General features: G+C 29.3%; 15 protein-coding genes. 4 read left to right on the top strand and 11 right to left on the bottom strand.

The genetic code is table 11. The features are described 5' to 3' along the window. Complete coding sequence (locus tag ACZ5N4_RS02790; protein ID WP_464210795.1) at positions 1 to 393, bottom strand: EamA family transporter; 393 nt, start codon at positions 391 to 393, stop codon at positions 1 to 3. A 205-nt stretch (positions 394 to 598) separates the two neighbouring features. Between ACZ5N4_RS02790 and ACZ5N4_RS02785 the strand changes: the two genes are divergently transcribed. Then, positions 599 to 2,266: a methyl-accepting chemotaxis protein gene (locus ACZ5N4_RS02785; RefSeq protein ID WP_464206982.1), complete on the top strand. Its 1,668-nt coding sequence runs from the start codon at positions 599 to 601 to the stop codon at positions 2,264 to 2,266. A 72-nt stretch (positions 2,267 to 2,338) separates the two neighbouring features. Here the strand turns inward: ACZ5N4_RS02785 and cbiM are convergent, their stop codons facing one another. From cbiM to ACZ5N4_RS02740, 9 genes are all read right to left on the bottom strand, one after another. Further along, complete coding sequence (gene cbiM, locus ACZ5N4_RS02780; RefSeq protein WP_464206980.1) at positions 2,339 to 3,334, bottom strand: cobalt transporter CbiM; 996 nt, start codon at positions 3,332 to 3,334, stop codon at positions 2,339 to 2,341. 173 nt (positions 3,335 to 3,507) lie between these two features. After that, positions 3,508 to 4,356, bottom strand: coding sequence for a lipoyl synthase (gene lipA / locus ACZ5N4_RS02775; RefSeq protein WP_464206978.1), 849 nt, complete (start codon positions 4,354 to 4,356; stop codon positions 3,508 to 3,510). A gap of 29 nt (positions 4,357 to 4,385) precedes the next feature. Next, the gene (locus ACZ5N4_RS02770; RefSeq protein ID WP_464206976.1) at positions 4,386 to 5,369 is read right to left on the bottom strand and encodes a lipoate--protein ligase; all 984 of its coding nucleotides are present in this window, start codon (positions 5,367 to 5,369) and stop codon (positions 4,386 to 4,388) included. Positions 5,370 to 5,561: 192 nt separating this feature from the next. Beyond that, positions 5,562 to 5,750, bottom strand: coding sequence for a hypothetical protein (locus ACZ5N4_RS02765; RefSeq protein WP_464206974.1), 189 nt, complete (start codon positions 5,748 to 5,750; stop codon positions 5,562 to 5,564). A 326-nt stretch (positions 5,751 to 6,076) separates the two neighbouring features. Next, positions 6,077 to 6,487 (bottom strand): DUF3888 domain-containing protein, encoded by a 411-nt coding sequence (locus tag ACZ5N4_RS02760; protein ID WP_464206972.1) that lies wholly within the window; start codon positions 6,485 to 6,487, stop codon positions 6,077 to 6,079. Between the two features lie 148 nt (positions 6,488 to 6,635). Further along, the gene (locus ACZ5N4_RS02755; RefSeq protein ID WP_464206970.1) at positions 6,636 to 9,050 is read right to left on the bottom strand and encodes a transglycosylase domain-containing protein; all 2,415 of its coding nucleotides are present in this window, start codon (positions 9,048 to 9,050) and stop codon (positions 6,636 to 6,638) included. Positions 9,051 to 9,478: 428 nt separating this feature from the next. Then, the gene (locus tag ACZ5N4_RS02750) at positions 9,479 to 10,942 is read right to left on the bottom strand and encodes an aminoacyl-histidine dipeptidase (RefSeq protein ID WP_464206968.1); all 1,464 of its coding nucleotides are present in this window, start codon (positions 10,940 to 10,942) and stop codon (positions 9,479 to 9,481) included. A 585-nt stretch (positions 10,943 to 11,527) separates the two neighbouring features. Next, positions 11,528 to 12,184 (bottom strand): hypothetical protein, encoded by a 657-nt coding sequence (locus tag ACZ5N4_RS02745; RefSeq protein ID WP_464206966.1) that lies wholly within the window; start codon positions 12,182 to 12,184, stop codon positions 11,528 to 11,530. A 110-nt stretch (positions 12,185 to 12,294) separates the two neighbouring features. Continuing rightward, positions 12,295 to 13,173, bottom strand: coding sequence for a polysaccharide deacetylase family protein (locus tag ACZ5N4_RS02740; RefSeq protein WP_464206964.1), 879 nt, complete (start codon positions 13,171 to 13,173; stop codon positions 12,295 to 12,297). Between the two features lie 354 nt (positions 13,174 to 13,527). Here ACZ5N4_RS02740 and ACZ5N4_RS02735 point away from each other — a divergent pair, with 354 nt between their 5' ends. The 3 genes from ACZ5N4_RS02735 to ACZ5N4_RS02725 all read left to right on the top strand — a co-directional run bounded on the left by ACZ5N4_RS02735 (position 13,528) and on the right by ACZ5N4_RS02725 (position 17,516). Continuing rightward, a complete protein-coding gene (locus ACZ5N4_RS02735) occupies positions 13,528 to 13,737 on the top strand; it encodes a (2Fe-2S)-binding protein (protein WP_178907506.1) in 210 nt (69 codons plus the stop codon). Positions 13,738 to 13,922: 185 nt separating this feature from the next. Continuing rightward, positions 13,923 to 16,595 (top strand): PAS domain S-box protein, encoded by a 2,673-nt coding sequence (locus ACZ5N4_RS02730; protein WP_464206962.1) that lies wholly within the window; start codon positions 13,923 to 13,925, stop codon positions 16,593 to 16,595. A 108-nt stretch (positions 16,596 to 16,703) separates the two neighbouring features. Beyond that, positions 16,704 to 17,516: a lecithin retinol acyltransferase family protein gene (locus ACZ5N4_RS02725; protein ID WP_464206960.1), complete on the top strand. Its 813-nt coding sequence runs from the start codon at positions 16,704 to 16,706 to the stop codon at positions 17,514 to 17,516. 190 nt (positions 17,517 to 17,706) lie between these two features. Here the strand turns inward: ACZ5N4_RS02725 and ACZ5N4_RS02720 are convergent, their stop codons facing one another. Further along, entirely contained in the window at positions 17,707 to 18,243 is a 537-nt protein-coding gene (locus ACZ5N4_RS02720) for a serine/threonine protein kinase (RefSeq protein ID WP_464206958.1), read from the bottom strand. Between the last annotated feature and the right edge of the window lie 48 nt (positions 18,244 to 18,291).

Genomic DNA, 18,291 nt, shown 5'->3' with positions numbered 1-18,291 from the left:
CTATACATAAAAATCATCAATTTCTTCTTTATGTAGATGCTCATGATGTCCATCACCATGACAGTGTCTGTGCTCATGCTCATGATTTTCTCTCAGAAGCAAAATTGCACCAATAATCATTAAAGGTAAAGCTACAATGAAAGTTACACTTATCCTGTCATTAAATAATATAAATGATAATATAGTACCAATGAATGGTGCTGTTCCAAATAAGGCACTGGTTCTGGCACTCCCTAATCCTCTTAAAGCTAATACAAATAGTACAATGCTAAAACCATAGCTAAAACATCCTAGAATCATAGCTCCTGCGATTATTTTTATACTTGGAAAGCTACTTTTCAACAATAATGATAAGATTAACGAAAAAGAGCCTGCTCCTAAGGAAAATCTCATGACAATAGTACAGTAGATAATGTAGTCATTATAATTGCAAACCAAATTCTTTTTCCCACACTTTCTAATAAAAATATTACTTTATATTTTATTGTTAAAAAATGCTTTTTATATTCAATAATTAATAATATAATATTTATATGCTGTAAAAGTAATTTTCTAATAATGATTATACAGTAATAAAATATATTAGGAGGTATGTTATTTGAAAATAAACACGAAGTTAAAATTAATATTATTTTTTCTTTCATTACTTATAATTTCTATTGTTACCACTAATTTTGTTACCTTTAATAATTTGAAAGGTGATGCCCCAGCTATAAACCTTTTTGGAAGCGAAAGGATGAGGAGCTATAAACTAGCTTATATGGCTAATCTATATATAAGTGAGAAGGATAACACTAAAAAGGATAAGATAAAGTCAGATATGCAGAAGGAGATTACGCAATTCGAAAAGATATTAGTAGGTCTTGAAAAAGGGGACAAGGATCTTAAACTTACAGCCTGTAATGACAACGCTATTCTAGAAAAAATAAAAAAAATTAATAGCGACTGGCAAAATTTTAAAAAGGAATATACAAACATAATTGACTCCCCTGACCTATCTTCACAGCAAAACTCTTTAAACTATATAAATAAAAATATAAATAATATTGTAAATAATATTAATGAAGTTGTTTTCATGTTAGATAATAATTCTAACAAAAAAGTTATGTTATCAAAGGAATTAAGTAGCATATTTCTCATAATAGCATTAATTATTATCATATCCTCTATTTTTACTGTAAGAAAAACTATAATAAATCCACTACAGAATTTAACAGATAGAATGAAAGACATAGCTAGCGGTAACGGCGATTTAACTAAAAGAATAAGCATAAATTCAGCAGATGAAATTGGTCAATTAGCAAAATGGTTTAATATATTTGTAGAAAATATACATCAAATCATAATATCTGTCAGTGATGCATCAAGAAGTGTTAAGGATACATCAGAACAAATATCGGACATTAGTTACCAGAACAGCCAAGCTACTGAGACTATAGCGGTATCTGCACAAGAGGTCTCAGAAGGAAGTATGGACCAAACAAATCAAGTTAATAATTTACTCGATAAAGTAAATATTCTTTCAGAAAAAATAGACAATATTGCCTTTATAATTGATGATGTTCTCAAACATTCTTTACAAACAGAAAAGGAAGCTTTATCTGGAAACAAAGATTTAGCGGCTTCTGTTATTCAACTAAATATAATATCAAGCACCTCAAGTGAAGTTTCTGAAAGATTAAGCGCTTTAGAAGAAAGCTCCAAGGAAATAGGTAGAATAATAGAGCTTATTACGGACATATCGGATCAAACAAACTTATTGGCTCTCAATGCATCAATTGAAGCTGCAAGAGCCGGTGAACTTGGAAAAGGATTTGCTGTTGTTGCTGATGAGGTGAGAAAACTAGCAGACCAAACTGCTAATGCTACAAAGCAGATAATACCTATTATTAATAATATACAAAATGAAACTTATACAACTAAAAATAATATGAAAAATGGTGTTGAGGAAGTTCAAAAAGAAGTAGAACTTATGAAAAAATGCAGTGATTCCTTGAACTCTATTGTTCAAAAAGCCAATGATACTTATTCAGGCGTTCAAAATATAACTAAAATAAATAAGGAAATCACTGATGAATTTAATAATATAAAGTCAACAGCCTCAAGTATTTCTAATATAGCTGGTAAGAATTCAGAAGATACTCAAAGCATGGCAGCAGCAGTAGAGGAACAAACAGCCTCTGTACAACAAGTTGCAGCTAGTGTATCACAACTATCAGAACTCGCTCAGCAACTATACGATAAGGTCTCCGGTTTTAAGGCTTAATTAATTAAAGCAAATATTTAAAAATAGTATGGTGCTATAACTATATAGCACCATACTATTTTTTATTTTAATCTATGAAATATTTTCTGCTTTATTGCTGCTAGCAATTTGCTCTTTCTTAGTTGAGCTTAATATCTTAAATATTATTAAAAGAATAGCAACACCAGCGGCTGCAGATATAATATAACCTATAACTTCATTTACGCCACCTATAGCATAATCCGGTGCTATAGCATTAAGACTAAATCCACTTTCAAATGCCTTTGGTACGTATCCTACTAGCTCTTTTATCTCATCTGCTCCCCATTCTCCCCAAGCAGTTCCTGTCGCTAATAAACCTATCGGAGTAAGAATTATCATTGCAGCAAGTAATCCATACAGAGATTTTTTATTTGTAGCTTTGCCTTCATATATAACTCCTGGCGACATTTTCTTAACATATGAATAAACACCTGCAGTAACTGCTCCTTCTAAAACTCCAACAAGTAAATGAGGCAGTACCATAGCTGGTATAGATATATTTAATCCATAAGGACAGTAAATAGCTGCACCTGCTGCATCCTTGAATAAAAGCGGTTGTATACCAAATTCAAGAGCTGTAAAAAACGCTGCTGCCAATATTCCAACATAACCTGCAACAAAGGCTGCTATATAATCTCCTTTGTCACTTTTTACTCTAGTTTTTATAAAATTATATATATAATACCCTAAGAATGGCATAACAAAAGCCATGTTAAAACAGTTAGCACCAAGTGCTAGTATACCTCCATCGCCAAAGAATAAGGCTTGAATTAGCAGCGCTATCGTAACAGATATGCAAGCTGCATAAGGTCCTACTAATATAGCTATTAAAACTGCGCCAACTGCATGAGCAGTAGTTCCTCCTGGTACCGGAATATTAAACATCATAGCTAAAAAAGATACTGCTGCACAAACACCTAATATAGGCATTTTTCTCTTACTTACTTCTGCCTTTACTTTCTTCACTGCTCTAGCCCATACTGGTAGCATTACTGTTCCTATAACTGCACAAGTTGATGGACTCAAATAATTATCTGGAATGTGCATAATAAAAACCCCCCCTAAAACCCTCTTCTAATTTTCTTTATTATCTATAATAAAGCAAGTTTTATACCAAGCGTATTAATGAGTTTTTCAGTGCTTTAGAATAAAAATTTTCTCAAAACGATACAAAATCGGTATCATTTTGAGAAATTCATTTTTTTCATTTCATTATGAAACTATTCGAAAATCTCTCCAGCGTGATATGAACTTCTAACCAATGGTGCTGAAGCTACATGTTTAAAACCCATTCCCAAGCCTATAGTTTCATATTTTTTAAATATATCTGGATGAACATATTCTATAATAGGATGATGCTTTGATGAAGGTGCTAAGTACTGTCCAATTGTTACAATATCACATTTAACATCTCTTAAATCCTTCAATATACCTATTACATCTTCCTCTGTTTCACCTAACCCTAACATAAATCCTGATTTAGTCAAAATGGAGTTATCCATGGCTTTTACATTAGCTAATAATTCTAAGGATCTTTTATAAATAGCCATAGGTCTAACCTTTTTATATAAAGACGGCGCTGTCTCTACATTATGGTTTATAACGTCTGGCTTTGCAACTACTACATTTTTCAAGGCTTGTTCATCACCATTAAAATCTGGTATTAAAACTTCTATAGTTACACCCTTATTTAGTTTTCTTATCTCTTTTATCACTTCTGCAAAATGAGCTGATCCACCATCTTTAAGATCATCTCTAGTAACAGATGTTATTACCGCGTGCTTTAAATTTAACTTTTCTACAGCTTTAGCTACGTTAACTGGTTCATTTACATCAACCGCCTCTGGCTCTTTCTTTGTAACATTACAAAAAGTACAATTACGTGTACAATTTTTCCCTAAGATCATAAATGTAGCAGTTCTTTTATTATAGCATTCCATTCTATTAGGACAATTTGCCTCTGTACAAACAGTATTAAGAGAATATTTCTTTAATACCTCATGTACAGTTCCAGACATTTCTCCTCCTCTAATCCTAACCCTTAACCATTCAGGCTTTCTCTCGTACATACTATACACCTCAAATCCTTTAGTTGTATTTAACCAAATATAATTTCCAATAAATTTTCCTTAGAGACGTTGATCATATACTTTTCTATATCAACCATGTCTAAAACATTAATCACTTCATCTTTTAAATATTTCACATTTTTTAAAAGTTCTTCAAGTTCATTTATCTCCTTTTCACTGAAAAAATCCCCATATATTTTTATATCTTTTATTAATCCTTTATGTACATTTATATTTACTTGAACAATTCCACCTTTGAATTTCTTTTCATTAAAGTAATTAAATTGGGGTGAATTTCCGTAATTCCATTGCCAGGTAGCATATTTTTCATCTGATATCTTTTGTATTTCATTCCATTCTTCTTCTGTAAATTCATGAAGCTTTGCATTTTTCTGGTCACTCATAACAGATTCTATTATAAAATTTTTAAACTCTACGACACTCATATCTTTCTTAAGGTGTTCTTTTATATTGGTAACTCTGCTTCCAACTGATTTTACTGCTTTATCTTGAAATTTTATATCTTTTACTTTTAAAGCTTGTACTAAATTAGTCATATCTGCTGAGAATAAAATGCTTCCATGATGAAGTATTTTATTTTTATAACTATATTGAGCATTTCCTGAAAACTTTTTCCCATCAATAGTTAGGTCATTTCTGCCAGATAACTCGGCATTTATAGATAACTTTTTTAAAGCCTGTATTATAGGATATGTAAATTTTTCAAAGTCTGCAAAGCAGTTCTCACTGTTATTAGATATAAAGGTAAAATTTAAATTGCCTAAATCATTGAAAATAGCTCCTCCTCCAGTAACTCTTCTAACTACAGGAAGTTTATGATTATTTACATAGTCAATGTTTATTTCTGAAAGAGTGTTTTGATGCTTTCCAATTAATATACATGGATCATTTCTCCAAAGCATAAAGCAATCCTCATTAAAATTTTTTAATACATATTCTTCAATTGCATGATTCATGTACGGATTTGTATTTTCATTTTTAATAAAAATCATATTAATGCCTCCCAAAGCATGTAAATTTTATATTTGTTAATATTAAAACACTCATAACCATAATACACTATCGTGACAATTTTTACAATTTTCATATTATAAAAACTTATTATAATAATTTAAATGTCCAAATATGAATAGTATTTTTTATTTACATATATTAACAAATCGTTGTAAATGTAGTAATATATTTTATATATACAAAATAAAATAATATGTTAGTCTAATAAAAGGAGTGATATTATTGAGACGTTCACAAGTTATTCTAGCAGCTATATTTATGTGTCTTTTCTTTATTGCTGGTGTTTCATTTTTATTGCTAACCACATTTTCCTTAAATAAATCAAATTTATTCATAAAATATATAATTTTATCAATCATAAGTTTTATTGGTATGACTAGCCTAGCTAAAAATAACTTAAAAGTTTGGAAACGTATAGTCGGGAAAATGTTCATCCTGGTTGGGTTTATATTTACTATTTTATTAATTATTAGTGTTAACAGAAATCAAAACATATATATTTTCGACAATAGAAAATATATAATTAATGGATTGATAATTTTAACAACACTGATTACAGGGGGCTATTTTATAAAGACAGGCCAAAATATAGTAAGGCAACCTAAGTACTATAAAATAATGTAAAGTACTACAAATATAATCCCCCAACTAACTAATCGGGGGATTATTAACTATAACTTTGCTATTAACTTTTAATAACTGTATCTTTATGCTCAAATTTAGTAACTTCTATATCTCCGTCATCATTTCTTATTGTAATTACATCAGTAGAAAGATTTGATTTTTTTAATCCATCAAAAGTTTCCACTTGAATTGTTGCTTCAAAATAATATGAATCTTTTTCTAATCTTTTTATTTTTAAAATTTTAGGATTTGTAAATTGTTTTGGCTTTCCATAATAGCTTTCTATTGCATAGTCTATATGCTGAAATAGTAATGCTGATAATAAGTCTTCATATAATTTCTCTTTACTCTCTCCAGTATTTAAATAGCATATACTTTTATTGTCATATGCATGTACTGTGAATGCCATACTATTGAATATACTAATAACACAAAAAAATAACAAAGAAACCTTTATAATCTTCTTTTTCATATATACCACCTCCGATTTTTCTTATTTTATGTATCTTGATTATAAATTATAAATTATAAATTTTTACATTAATTACAATAAATAAAGAGCATCCCACCAGAATTTTTCTGTTTAGAAATGCTCTTTATCTTTAACTAATACAAACTATTTAATTTTGTGTAGAATTATTATTAGTATTTGTTTTTTGTCCATCATTAGCATTGCCATTATTATTATTATTATTTGTATCTCCATTAGGCTTATCTACATTAGATGGAGGAGTTGTACCATTATTGGTATTATCATCAGTGTTTTTATTACCCTGCTGCAATTCAATTTTTCTTTGCGTTACTGCCGCTTTTCTGTTTAATATTTTTCTCAAGAGCTGCTCTCTAACATTTAAGTCTTTTAGCTGTTGAACACTAGTAGTCGCTTCATTTTCATATTGTTCCGCCAGCTTAATATCTTCTAACGTATCCAATTTACAACTTTCATACTTCTTTACTGCATCTTGTGCAGAACCTTGTTCACTTTTTTGAGTTTCATTATTAGCAGGCACATTAGTTGAAGTATCGTCACTGTATTCTTGAACACCATTTGGTCTTTCAAAGTCTATATTATCTAAACCTTGATGTATTTTATTCATATAGTCTTTCCATATTCCCCCAGGATATGTGCCACCGTACAATCTATCTAACTCTCTTGGTTTATCATATCCTACCCATACTGCAGTAGTATAGTATGGTGTATATCCACAAAACCATCCATCTTTTGAATTGTCTGTTGTTCCAGTCTTTCCTGCTGCTGTCATATTATATAATTTTAATTTGTGTGCTGTTCCCAATGGATTCTCAAAACTTCCTTTTAATATATCCGTCATCCACGTACTTGCTTGTTTTGTATAAACTTCCTTTGTTTTATAACTATTTTTGTATATTTTATTACCTGAAGAATCAATTATTTCTTGTATACAAGTAGGATTAATGTATTGCCCTGCTCTTGCAAGGGTAGAGTAACCAGATGCCATTTCAACAACACTAGTCCCGTTTGTTAATCCTCCTAATGCCGTGGATAAAGTATAGTCCTTTTTAACTATTTTACTAAAATTCATTGACTTTAAGAACGAAATACCATACTCAGGAGTTATTTGTTTAAAAATTTGATTTGCAACTGTATTTAAAGATAGCTGTACAGCGTAACTTAAAGTTACATTGCCATAGTAAGCATTTCCACTATTATGTGGTCCTCCTTCAATATACTTGTCCTCTATTACACTTGAAGGTGTAAAGCCTTTTTGCAAAGCAGGAGTATATACAACAAGAGGTTTTAAAGTTGAACCTGGCTGCCTAAAGGATTGGAATGCTCTATTTAAATAATCCTTTTTATCTGAAGTTCTGCCTCCAACTATAGCAACTACAGTACCTGTTTTATTATCAATAGTTACAGCTGATCCTTGCAGTGAATAGATACCATCCTGCTTTTCTGTAAAATCAGATAGTTTACTATCAACAGATTCTTGAAGCAGTTTTTGTTTCTCCATATCTATTGACGTATATATTTTATACCCATTTCTGTATATTTCATTTACAGATTCTGTATATAAATCTGAGTAACTCTTATTATAAGTTTCCCTATCACTATCATTCTTAAAACTATTTCTAAAATCAAAGCCCTTTTGTTCCATTAATGCTTTTGCAGCACAGTCTACTGCATATGAACTAATATAGCTCTGTTTTGTATACGCTTTTTCTGGATTCAGAGCTATTTTTTCATTTACAGCCTCATCATATTGACCTTGAGTTATAAAATTACATTCCTTCATTTTAGATAATATTAAATTTCTTCTTTGTATTGTGTTACCTTCATTCTTTAGGGGATCATAATATTCTGGATTATTTGGTATAGCTGCAAGAAAAGCTATTTGAGATAAATCTAATTCTTTAACTTCCTTGCTAAAATATTTTTTAGATGCAGCTTGTATACCGTATGCTCCATTTGCAAAATAAATATTATTTACATAAAACTCAAGTATTTGTTCTTTAGTATACATTCTCTCTAACTTTAGTGCTATAAACATCTCTTCAATTTTTCTCTTCATAGATTGCTGTTGTGTCAAAAAGACATTTTTAGCTAGTTGTTGAGTTATAGTGCTTCCGCCTTGGGTAATTTCTCCCTTGTTTTTAACCATAGAGTATGCTGCTCTTGTAATAGCCTTAAGACTAACCCCATGATGGTTAAAGAAATCCTTATCCTCTATAGCTACAAAAGATTGCATTACTGCTTGCGGAGTCTGTCCATAGTTTACATACTCTACATCCTTTGAATCATAAAGTTTATCAATAACTTCTTTCTTATTGTCATAGATATACACAGTACCTCTACTATTAAAAGTAGCTTCTGAAATTGATTTAACTTTAGTACCTGCATCCCTATATAAGGAAAATACATCTTTTATTTTGCCAAAGCTAAAAACTGTTATAAGTAAAATTATTGACATTAAAATTAATAAAGCCTTAGAAATTGGTTTCTTTTTCTTAGGTTTCTTTACTCTCTTTTTTGTTCTTTTGTTTGTTGATGTTTCCATAGTTATCATTCCTCATTCTATTTTATATATATTACTACGAATGACCCCTCAGGTTTTATATACTATTTCTATTTTAACACATCCCATTAAATGTGCCTAAACAATTAACACAAAATTAATAAATATAAGTTGCTTAATAATTAATATGAAACTCCTTCTCCTATCGTCGAATGAGTACTCACTGAGTAAGCGATTCACTTCAAATCATAGATTTGAGTTCTCTGCTTAAGCGACCATATCAAAATCAGCACTCTGTGTAAGTGATCATCTCAAAATCATAGATTTTGGATGCCTACTTAAGATTTTGGATATCTGCTTAAGATTTTGTATGTCTGCTTAAGATTTTGTATGTCTGCTTAAGATTTTGTATGTCTGCTTAAAAAGAAGACCTGTTGTCAAAACGCATTTGACAACAGGTCTTTATTATACTACTTTATAGCTTTTAATGCTTCAAGTAAAAATTCCCATGATCTCTGAACAGATGAAATGCTCATGTGTTCATCTGGAGTGTGTACATCATATAAATTTGGTCCAAAGGATATCATATCCATTTCTCCATTGAACTTTTCTCCAAATAATCCACATTCAAGTCCTGCATGAATTGCATCTATTTTCGCATCTTTTCCATTTATTTTTCTATAAGTATCCTCAAAGATTGTTCTAATTTTTGAATCTGGATTATAAGCCCATTCAGGATAATTTGACTCTGTAGAAACTTCTCCTCCCACAAGCTTAGCTAATGCAGCTATTCTGTTAAACACTTCCATTTTCAAGCTTCTTACAGAGCTTCTAACAGCACTAATAAACTCTACTTCATTTTCTCTAGTTGTTACTACACCTAAATTTAATGAGCTTTCTACTAATCCTTTAATATCCATGCTCATAGAATTGATTTCATTTTGAACAAGGTATAGGTAGTTTATCACGTTATTTTGACTTTGTACTGAGAATACTCTAGCAACTCCTGGAGTCATTTCTTCAAATTCTATTTTTACATCTGGATCTGGTGTTCTAAATTCATTTTTAAATGTTCCCTCTAATTCAGCAAGCTTTTCTTGTACTTTAGCTTTATCCTCAGCTTTTATTAATATAATAGCATCCATTTCACGTGGAATAGCATTATGCTTTGATCCTCCGTTTATTGAAGCCACTCTAAAGTCTACTAATGAGCTAAGTTCCATAAGAATACGTCCCATTAATTTATTTGAGTTTGCTCTTCCTTTGTCAATTTCCATTCCAGAGTGACCGCCTTTTAATCCTCTGATTCTTACTGTATATGTATTAAGACTTTTATCTGCATCTTCTAATGTTACAGGTATAATTGTTTTTGCTGTAAGTCCACCAGCACAACTTACAAGGAATGTTCCTTCTTCTTCTGAGTCTATGTTGATAAGTATTCTTGCATCTATATTTTTAGGATCTAATTCAGTTGCTCCGCCCATTCCTGTTTCTTCTTCAGTTGTGCAAACTAATTCTACAGCAGGGTGAGCTATTTCATTTGAAGCTAAAACAGCTAATCCCATAGCAATAGCTATTCCATTGTCTGCTCCAAGTGTTGTTCCAGTTGCATAAACCATATCATCAACAATTCTTAATTGTAGTGGGTCTTTTGTGAAGTCATGTTTTGTAGCAACATTTTTTTCACATACCATATCCATATGACCTTGTATAACAATAGCAGGACTATTTTCATATCCTGGTGTTGCTTTTTTCTTTATGATAACATTTAAAGCTTCATCTTGAATTACCTCTAGATTATGCTCTTTAGCAAAAGCTACTAAATAATCGCTAACCTCTTTTTCATTTCCTGATCCTCTTGGAATTTGTGAAAGTTCTTCAAAATATCTAAATACTTCAACTGGTTGCAAATTTTTTAATACTCCCTTTGTCATTATTATCATCCTTTCTTTTAATCGCAGTCGTTTACATAAGTGCCTGAATAAAAATTGTTATATTTGACTGCTTATATTTCACCATAAAGTTAGACAAAAATCAAGACTTGCAAAGTCGGATTTTTTAGTGTATCAATACAACTACCTTAAATTTTACCCTCACTCTAATTTTTTCTGTACAATTTAACTTTTTGCATATTTTTAAAGATTTATTAAATGTTAAAATTAAAAAATGATGAATAATTATTCAATACACTTAATTTTCTAACTCTTATTTTGTATTAAAACAATTAATGTGTATAAATATTCAAAATAATTAGTTTTAAAAATTTACACTATATATAATTTGTGTTTGATAAAAAAAATATTCTATTAGTTATAAACAAGGTTCTACTCTTTCAAATACCTAAAGCTTAGAAATGATTATCTAGAGACTCTATCTACTAGATAAACTTGTCAATAATTAAATTTTTAATTTTGCAGATACTTTGTTTAGACTTTTTTAATATATTACTAATGTGTACTAAAATAAGGTATTAGATACTATAAATCTTATTGTATCTAATACCTTTTATTAACTTTATTCTATTTTCCTGATTTTAATGAATTTATTTGATTTTTCAAGAATTCATTTGAAGCTTTTATATTGCTTAAATAATTATTATATGCTTCTTTTATCTTTGCTGCATCTCCTGATTTAAGAGCATCGTTTAAAGCATTTGTTATATCTACACTTTGCTTTTTCATCTGCTTGATGGCAGTAATTTCATCTTTATGTTTTTCTTCATAATCTTTCTTAGCTGCCTTCAACTTTTTAATTTCATCTGCATGCTCTTTATTGAATTCTTTTTTCTGTTCTTTAATATATTTTTTTGCATCCTCTTTTGTCATATTTCCACTTTCAACTTTTTTGTGAGTATCTTCAACTATTTTCTTAAAGTCATTCATAAAAGAAGTGTCTACTCCAAGTTTGCTGTAATACAATTCTCTAAACTGTTTCATAAGCTCTCTTCTCTCTGCAAAGATTTGCTCAAGCTGAGCTTTAGATCCTGGAACATAATTTTCTAGAGTATTTAAATCAACCATTAAATTTTTATATTTTTTATGTTCCATTTTTTGTGATACTGTATTTGTTGTCACATTTTTTGCAGTATTTTGTACAGGACTTGCAAAAGCTGCACCAGGAATTAATATTGATGCAGCTAGCATAGCTGGTAATACTAGCTTTTTAAAATTTAACATAGTATATCTTCCTTTCTTTTGAAATTTTTACTGCATTGTTAATTCTAATTTTACAAAATGACAATTAAGTGACAATATTTTGAATAAAATATGAACAAATTGTAGGATTTTTATTTATATGCCTTTATATCCAATAGTTTATCTAATGTGACTATTTCATATCCCTTTTCTTTTATACCTGATATTATTTTAGGTAATGCAGCTGCTGTTTCTGATTTATCACCATTGCTGTGCATAAGAATTATATCTCCAGGGCGCAAATTATCAAGTACATTTTTTATTATATTATCTCTTTCCTTTTGTGACCAATCTAAAGTGTCTATAGACCATATAACTGCTTTATTATCTGTTTGCAATATACCTTTTACTATCCGCTCATCTATATCTCCATAAGGTGGACGTATAATTGCAGGCTTTTTCCCAATTATCTTAAATATTTCATTCTCAGTTCTAAGAATTTGATTTTTAACTGTATCGTTATTTTCTTTCTTAAAATCTGGATGGTTATAACTATGATTTAATACTAAATTCCCTTGTTGATATGCTTTTTTTACTACACTAGGATATTTAACGACATTTTCTCCTATAAAGAAAAAGTTTCCTTTCACATTATTTTGCTTTAATATTTCCAAAACCTTTGGGGTAGTTCTTCCATCGGGACCATCATCAAAAGTCAATGCAACTTGTTTCTTAGCAGTATCTCCATTCACAAATACATAATCAGGATTCTCTCTTGCTACTCTAATAATATCTTCCATCCACTTCCTCGCACTAGCCTTTTCTTTTTCTGTAAGCTTATTTGATTTTCCAAGTATCTCATATATAATTTTTTCATTATTTTGTTTCTCATTTTGCAAAGTACTTTTAGTGCTTTGATTTGTATTCTGAATAGTGCTGGAATTTTTATTCTCTGTACTTATTTTATTATTACAGGAACTTAATAAAAATAAACAAGTTATTATTAGAATTTTATTTATAATATTTTTCATCGTAATATGCTCCTTCCAAAACAAGAAATAAATTAGTGCTCACGGATAACAACTACTTCCAAAATAATTGATTCTACAATAATAAAATATAATATCATTTTTGTAAATTAAATTTTTCTTTACTTTTTCGAAAAATAATTTTATAATATTTATATAATAATAAATATTATAAAATATTTATTATTATATAAATATTGATTCACTTATTCCCTTATTTATTATAATCTGATGAATCCCCTCAGATTTAATTTATATATAAATTAAATCTGAGCCCCCCCATTTTTTTCAATAATATATAATAGGATATTAATATAATTAGTTATTATATAAAAATTTATAATTGGAGTGATATTAATGGAACAAAATATAAATGCTGAAATTCTTGATAAGCTTACAAAAGTTTGTCTTTGCAAAGGTATATCAAGAGCATCAATAAAAAAATCTATATTAAACGGAGCCAAAACTATAGATGAAGTTAGAAAGGCTACTGGAGCTGGCTCTGGACCTTGCTGTGGAAGACGTTGTACTCCCAAAATTGAGCAGCTATTAGAAGAATTAAAATAACAAAAAGCAGTATATGTAAGCTTATTACATATACTGCTTTTTTTGTTATAAGTAACTTATTATTGAATAAGGATTTTTAAAGTAATATACTTAAGATAGGTAATTATAGTTATTATTTTAACTAATAATCCTTTTCAGAAAAGAGGTGAATTATTAAAATAGCAAAAGCTATTTTATATTAGACTATGGAAAACTTATTTAAGAGCAGTGAAAATATATACAAATGTTTACACTTTCTTTCTAATATTGGAGTACCATTTATTCTGATTGACACTAACAATCAGGTTAAGGCTGTTACTCCTCCAGCAGTTGAAATGTTTACTAGCATATACATGGATGAAAGTTTATCGATTGTTGGTCGCAAACTCAATGATATATTATGGTTTATCGAGGATAACTTTAATCATTTCAAAAAACACAATATATCTAATTACGCATTTCAAAATGAAATAAAAATTAAAAATATAAAATGGAAGTTTAATGGCGAATTTATAAGAACAAAAGATGATATAATTCTATTGTTAAATTATCATCTTGAAAAAGATGAATATATTAAAAAGGCTCTATTATTGACAGCTATTGAGGATTCTTCTGAAAACGCCATAATTGGACAAGATGTAGATGGTGTTGTAATAAGTTGGAATAGAGCTGCTGAAAAAATTTATGGATATACTCAAAGCGAAATAATAGGTAAAAACTTATCAATACTTGATAACGATAGAAGTGGAAAAAATATTAGAGAAATGTTAGATACACTTAAGTCTGGTGAAGAAATTAAAAATTATGAAGTTAAAAGATTATGTAAAAACGGCGAAGAAATATTTTTGTCTGTAAATGTATCTCCATTAAGAAATTATAAAGGAGAGGTAATAGGTTCATGTACTATCTCTAGAGATATAACTGAAAATAAGATGCTTACGGAAAAGTTATACGATAGTGAAAAAAGGTTTAGAAATATATATGAACAATCTCCTATAGGCATAGAAATATTTGACTCTAGTGGGAATACACTTTCTGCAAATAAGTCCTTTTGCAATATGTTTAAAATAAACACTATTTCTGACTTTAAATACGATAATTTTTTTGAATCACCATATATTCCAAATAGAATAAAAGATAAGGTAAAGAGTAAGAAAATATCAAGACTAGTCTGCAGATATAATCTTAAGTCAAATAAAACTTATTTAGATTCTGAAAATGAAATATGTTATTTTGATATGTTAATTACTCCTATTTTAAATGAGTATGGAGATATAACATCTATACTAGCTCAGGTACAGGACATTACAAAAGTCAAAACTATAGAAAAAATGGTTGGAAATTTCACTAGTTTGTCTGACGACATTTTCTGTATCTTAGATTTTAAAGGTAATTTTTTAGAAGTTAGTGCAGCTGTAGAAAAGATTTTAGGTTGGAGTATAGATGAGTTTTCACACAAAAACTTTGCTAACTTTCTACATATAGATGATTTTGATGCCACCTTTAATGCTATTAATTCACTATTAGAAACTGGCAGAATCACATATAGAAATAGATATACCTGTAAAGATGGTAACTATAAATGGATAGAGTGGAGTTCTTTTATAGTAAAGGAAGATAAAGTGGTTTACTCTATTGGAAGAGATATTACCAAGCGAATGGAAAATGAAGAGGAGCTAAGAAAAGCAAAAATTGCTGCTGAAGAAGCTAGTATTGCTAAAAGTAGATTTCTTGCAAATATGAGTCATGAAATAAGAACTCCTATAAATGGTATCATGGGAATGACAGAGTTATCCTTAATGACTGATCTTACGGAAGAACAAACAGAATATTTAAATGTAGTTAAAACTTCATCTCAGCATCTGTTAGATATAATTAATGATGTACTGGATATTTCTAAAATAGAGTCTGGAAAATTTAAATTAGATTTGGTTCCTTTTAATCTGGAAGAAACTATAAATAAATTAGTTAAAAACTTCTCAATTCTTGCAAATAAAAAATATTTAGAATTTATATATTTTGTGGAGCCAACTTTAACAAAAGGTTCTCTAATTGGTGATCCATTGAGATTAAATCAAATTTTAATGAACCTTTTGACCAATGCTCTTAAGTTTACTGATAGAGGAAGTATCATTGTTTGTGCTAAGCATATTCCTAGTCCTACTGGAAAAGTAAAGGTACAATTTTCCGTATCTGATACAGGGATAGGAATACCTGATGATAAAATGGATAGACTCTTTAAAACCTTTAGCCAAGTGGATGATTCATATACAAAAAAATATGGAGGAACAGGTCTTGGACTAGCTATATGTAAACACCTAGTAGGGATGATGAATGGAGATATATGGGTCAATAGTAAAGAGGACCATGGAAGCTGCTTTTACTTTACCGCAGAGTTTTTACCTGTTGATGATTCTAAACAAGCTAGTTGCTCTAAAAATATTGATACATCTGCTAACATTTTTAGCCAATCAGAAAACACTCCAGGTTTGAGATCAAAAAATGTATATAGTAAAACTATTTTAATAGCAGATGACAATGAAGTAAACCAGAGATTTATTTCAACTTTACTATATAAAAAAGGTTATAATTATCTAATCGCTTCTGATGGAAATGAAGCTATAAAATTATTTAATGAAAATAAAGTTGATTTAATACTCATGGATATTCAAATGCCAAAGTTAAATGGAGTAAATGCTACAAGAATAATCCGTGATAATGAAGATTCATTAGAAAAACATACCCCGATTATCGCCATGACTGCTTATGCTATGTCTGGAGATAAAGAAAAGTTTATATCTGCAGGTATGGATGACTATTTAGCTAAACCGATTGATTTTCAGTATCTCTATGATATACTTGATAAATATTTAAATTAATAGATTTTAAAACAGCTATTTGAAAAATTACAAATAGCTGTTTATTGTCTTTATTATAATTATTATGTTAAACTATTTTATAACTTATGATTATATAGGGAGGCTAGAATGGTAAAGAAACCTTTTAAAGTAATTCTATTTTTATTTATGCTAATAATAACTTTTTATTGTATTTATAAATTTTATCCTGCTGATATAAAACCTTTGGAGGTATCTCAATATAAACAATTTAGGGTAACATTTGATTATCCTATAGTTTTTGATAATACTACAAAAGAAAATATCATTATAAAAGATAAGGATGGTAATTCTGTTGACTCCTATGTATTTTTAAGTACCGATAAGAAAAGTATTATTATAAATCCACCTATTGATGGATATTCTCTCAATAAAAATTATTCCATAAATGTTTCTCCTAAGATTCATTTTGAAAACTTTGAGCTTAAAAATAAAAAAGTTGTAAGATTTAAAGTTACAAAAGATGTTAGACAAGCGCCTGTAAAAGTAAAAAGGAAAGCCCAAATTGGAGATATTGTAGGAGTTTCTGGAGAATTTATGGGGTATAAATATGATCACTATGGTTTATATTTAGGTAACAACAAAGTAATCCACTATTGGAGCAATACTGGTAAAGCAGAAGATACCGAAATCATGGAAACAGATATGAACAATTATTTTGTTGATGGTAAATACTTTGTACTAGACCTAAAAGATTATTCTAAATTTAATGCTGAAGAAACTATTAAAAGATCAAAGGAAAGATTAGGAGAAAAGCACTATGATCTTCTCCAAAACAACTGCGAGGATTTTGTAATTTGGTGCAAAACAGATGACAGTAAATCTTTTCAAGTTACTAATGTACCTAAAGACCAAATACAAGTTATAAGAGAATTTATGTCCTTAGGCCTTAGTTTACAGTAAATTCAAATCTATTTTTATAGGGTTTCCAACTAGAAAGTTGACTTATACAGAGGGATATGTTCTCAAAGCTGAAGTAGATTTAAAAACTTTGTGCCAGTCTTAGTGAAGGGTTTTAAGAGAACCTTAGCTAAAGCTTGGCAACATATCCCTGAGTATAAGTTAACTTTCGGCCTTGCAGCTAATTTTACTTCTATCTTTTCCACTGTCTATACAAATCTGGCCTTACTTCTTTTAATATTTCATAAAATCTCTTTGCACATTTTTGTCTTCTAAGTTCTTTAATCATAGATTTTGGATAACGAGCTGATCTTATTATTTGCCCTGATGGATCTATTACTATCACACTCTCATCCTTTTGTACATAGATATGCTCTCCTCTTATGTCTAATCTTCTAAAACCAAGTCTTTTAAATTCCTCAATAAGCCCAATTAAACTTATTGCTAGTTCTCTGCTTAGTTTATTTTTCCTCAAATATACAGGAAGTTTTTCCCCTCCAACATATTCTCTAAACATAATTTTTCCAAGTCTTTCGTAAACTTTAGGGAAATATCTACTCCCTTCCGCTGCTTTTAAAACCTTGTATTCATCAATACAACTTTTCTCTATTCTACATATTTTAATTACTGTTTTTCCATCAGTCAGTAAATATACCTTGCCATTTCTGCCTCTTCCTAAGTATTTACATTCATTAAGATCTATTTTTCCATATATATTGAGTTTACTCATGAATGTCCCCCTTTTTTATATCTGCCATTACTTGTAACCTTTTTAGTA

The organism is Clostridium nitrophenolicum (genome assembly GCF_055391695.1).
This window is presented reverse-complemented; position numbering and strand designations above follow the sequence as displayed.

Bases quoted from the DNA above. Each gene is read 5' to 3' on its own strand.
- cbiM (WP_464206980.1), bottom strand. From the start codon at position 3,334: ATGCACATTCCAGATAATTATTTGAGTCCATCAACTTGTGCAGTTATA.
- ACZ5N4_RS02760 (WP_464206972.1), bottom strand. From the start codon at position 6,487: ATGAAAAAGAAGATTATAAAGGTTTCTTTGTTATTTTTTTGTGTTATT.
- ACZ5N4_RS02770 (WP_464206976.1), bottom strand. From the start codon at position 5,369: ATGATTTTTATTAAAAATGAAAATACAAATCCGTACATGAATCATGCA.
- ACZ5N4_RS02735 (WP_178907506.1), top strand. From the start codon at position 13,528: ATGGAACAAAATATAAATGCTGAAATTCTTGATAAGCTTACAAAAGTT.
- ACZ5N4_RS02750 (WP_464206968.1), bottom strand. From the start codon at position 10,942: ATGACAAAGGGAGTATTAAAAAATTTGCAACCAGTTGAAGTATTTAGA.
- ACZ5N4_RS02730 (WP_464206962.1), top strand. From the start codon at position 13,923: ATGGAAAACTTATTTAAGAGCAGTGAAAATATATACAAATGTTTACAC.
- ACZ5N4_RS02725 (WP_464206960.1), top strand. From the start codon at position 16,704: ATGGTAAAGAAACCTTTTAAAGTAATTCTATTTTTATTTATGCTAATA.
- ACZ5N4_RS02720 (WP_464206958.1), bottom strand. From the start codon at position 18,243: ATGAGTAAACTCAATATATATGGAAAAATAGATCTTAATGAATGTAAA.
- lipA (WP_464206978.1), bottom strand. From the start codon at position 4,356: ATGTACGAGAGAAAGCCTGAATGGTTAAGGGTTAGGATTAGAGGAGGA.
- ACZ5N4_RS02745 (WP_464206966.1), bottom strand. From the start codon at position 12,184: ATGTTAAATTTTAAAAAGCTAGTATTACCAGCTATGCTAGCTGCATCA.
- ACZ5N4_RS02755 (WP_464206970.1), bottom strand. From the start codon at position 9,050: ATGGAAACATCAACAAACAAAAGAACAAAAAAGAGAGTAAAGAAACCT.
- ACZ5N4_RS02790 (WP_464210795.1), bottom strand. From the start codon at position 393: ATGAGATTTTCCTTAGGAGCAGGCTCTTTTTCGTTAATCTTATCATTA.
- ACZ5N4_RS02765 (WP_464206974.1), bottom strand. From the start codon at position 5,750: ATGATTGATAAAATTATATATTTTATGAATAAATTTGATTTATTTAAG.
- ACZ5N4_RS02740 (WP_464206964.1), bottom strand. From the start codon at position 13,173: ATGAAAAATATTATAAATAAAATTCTAATAATAACTTGTTTATTTTTA.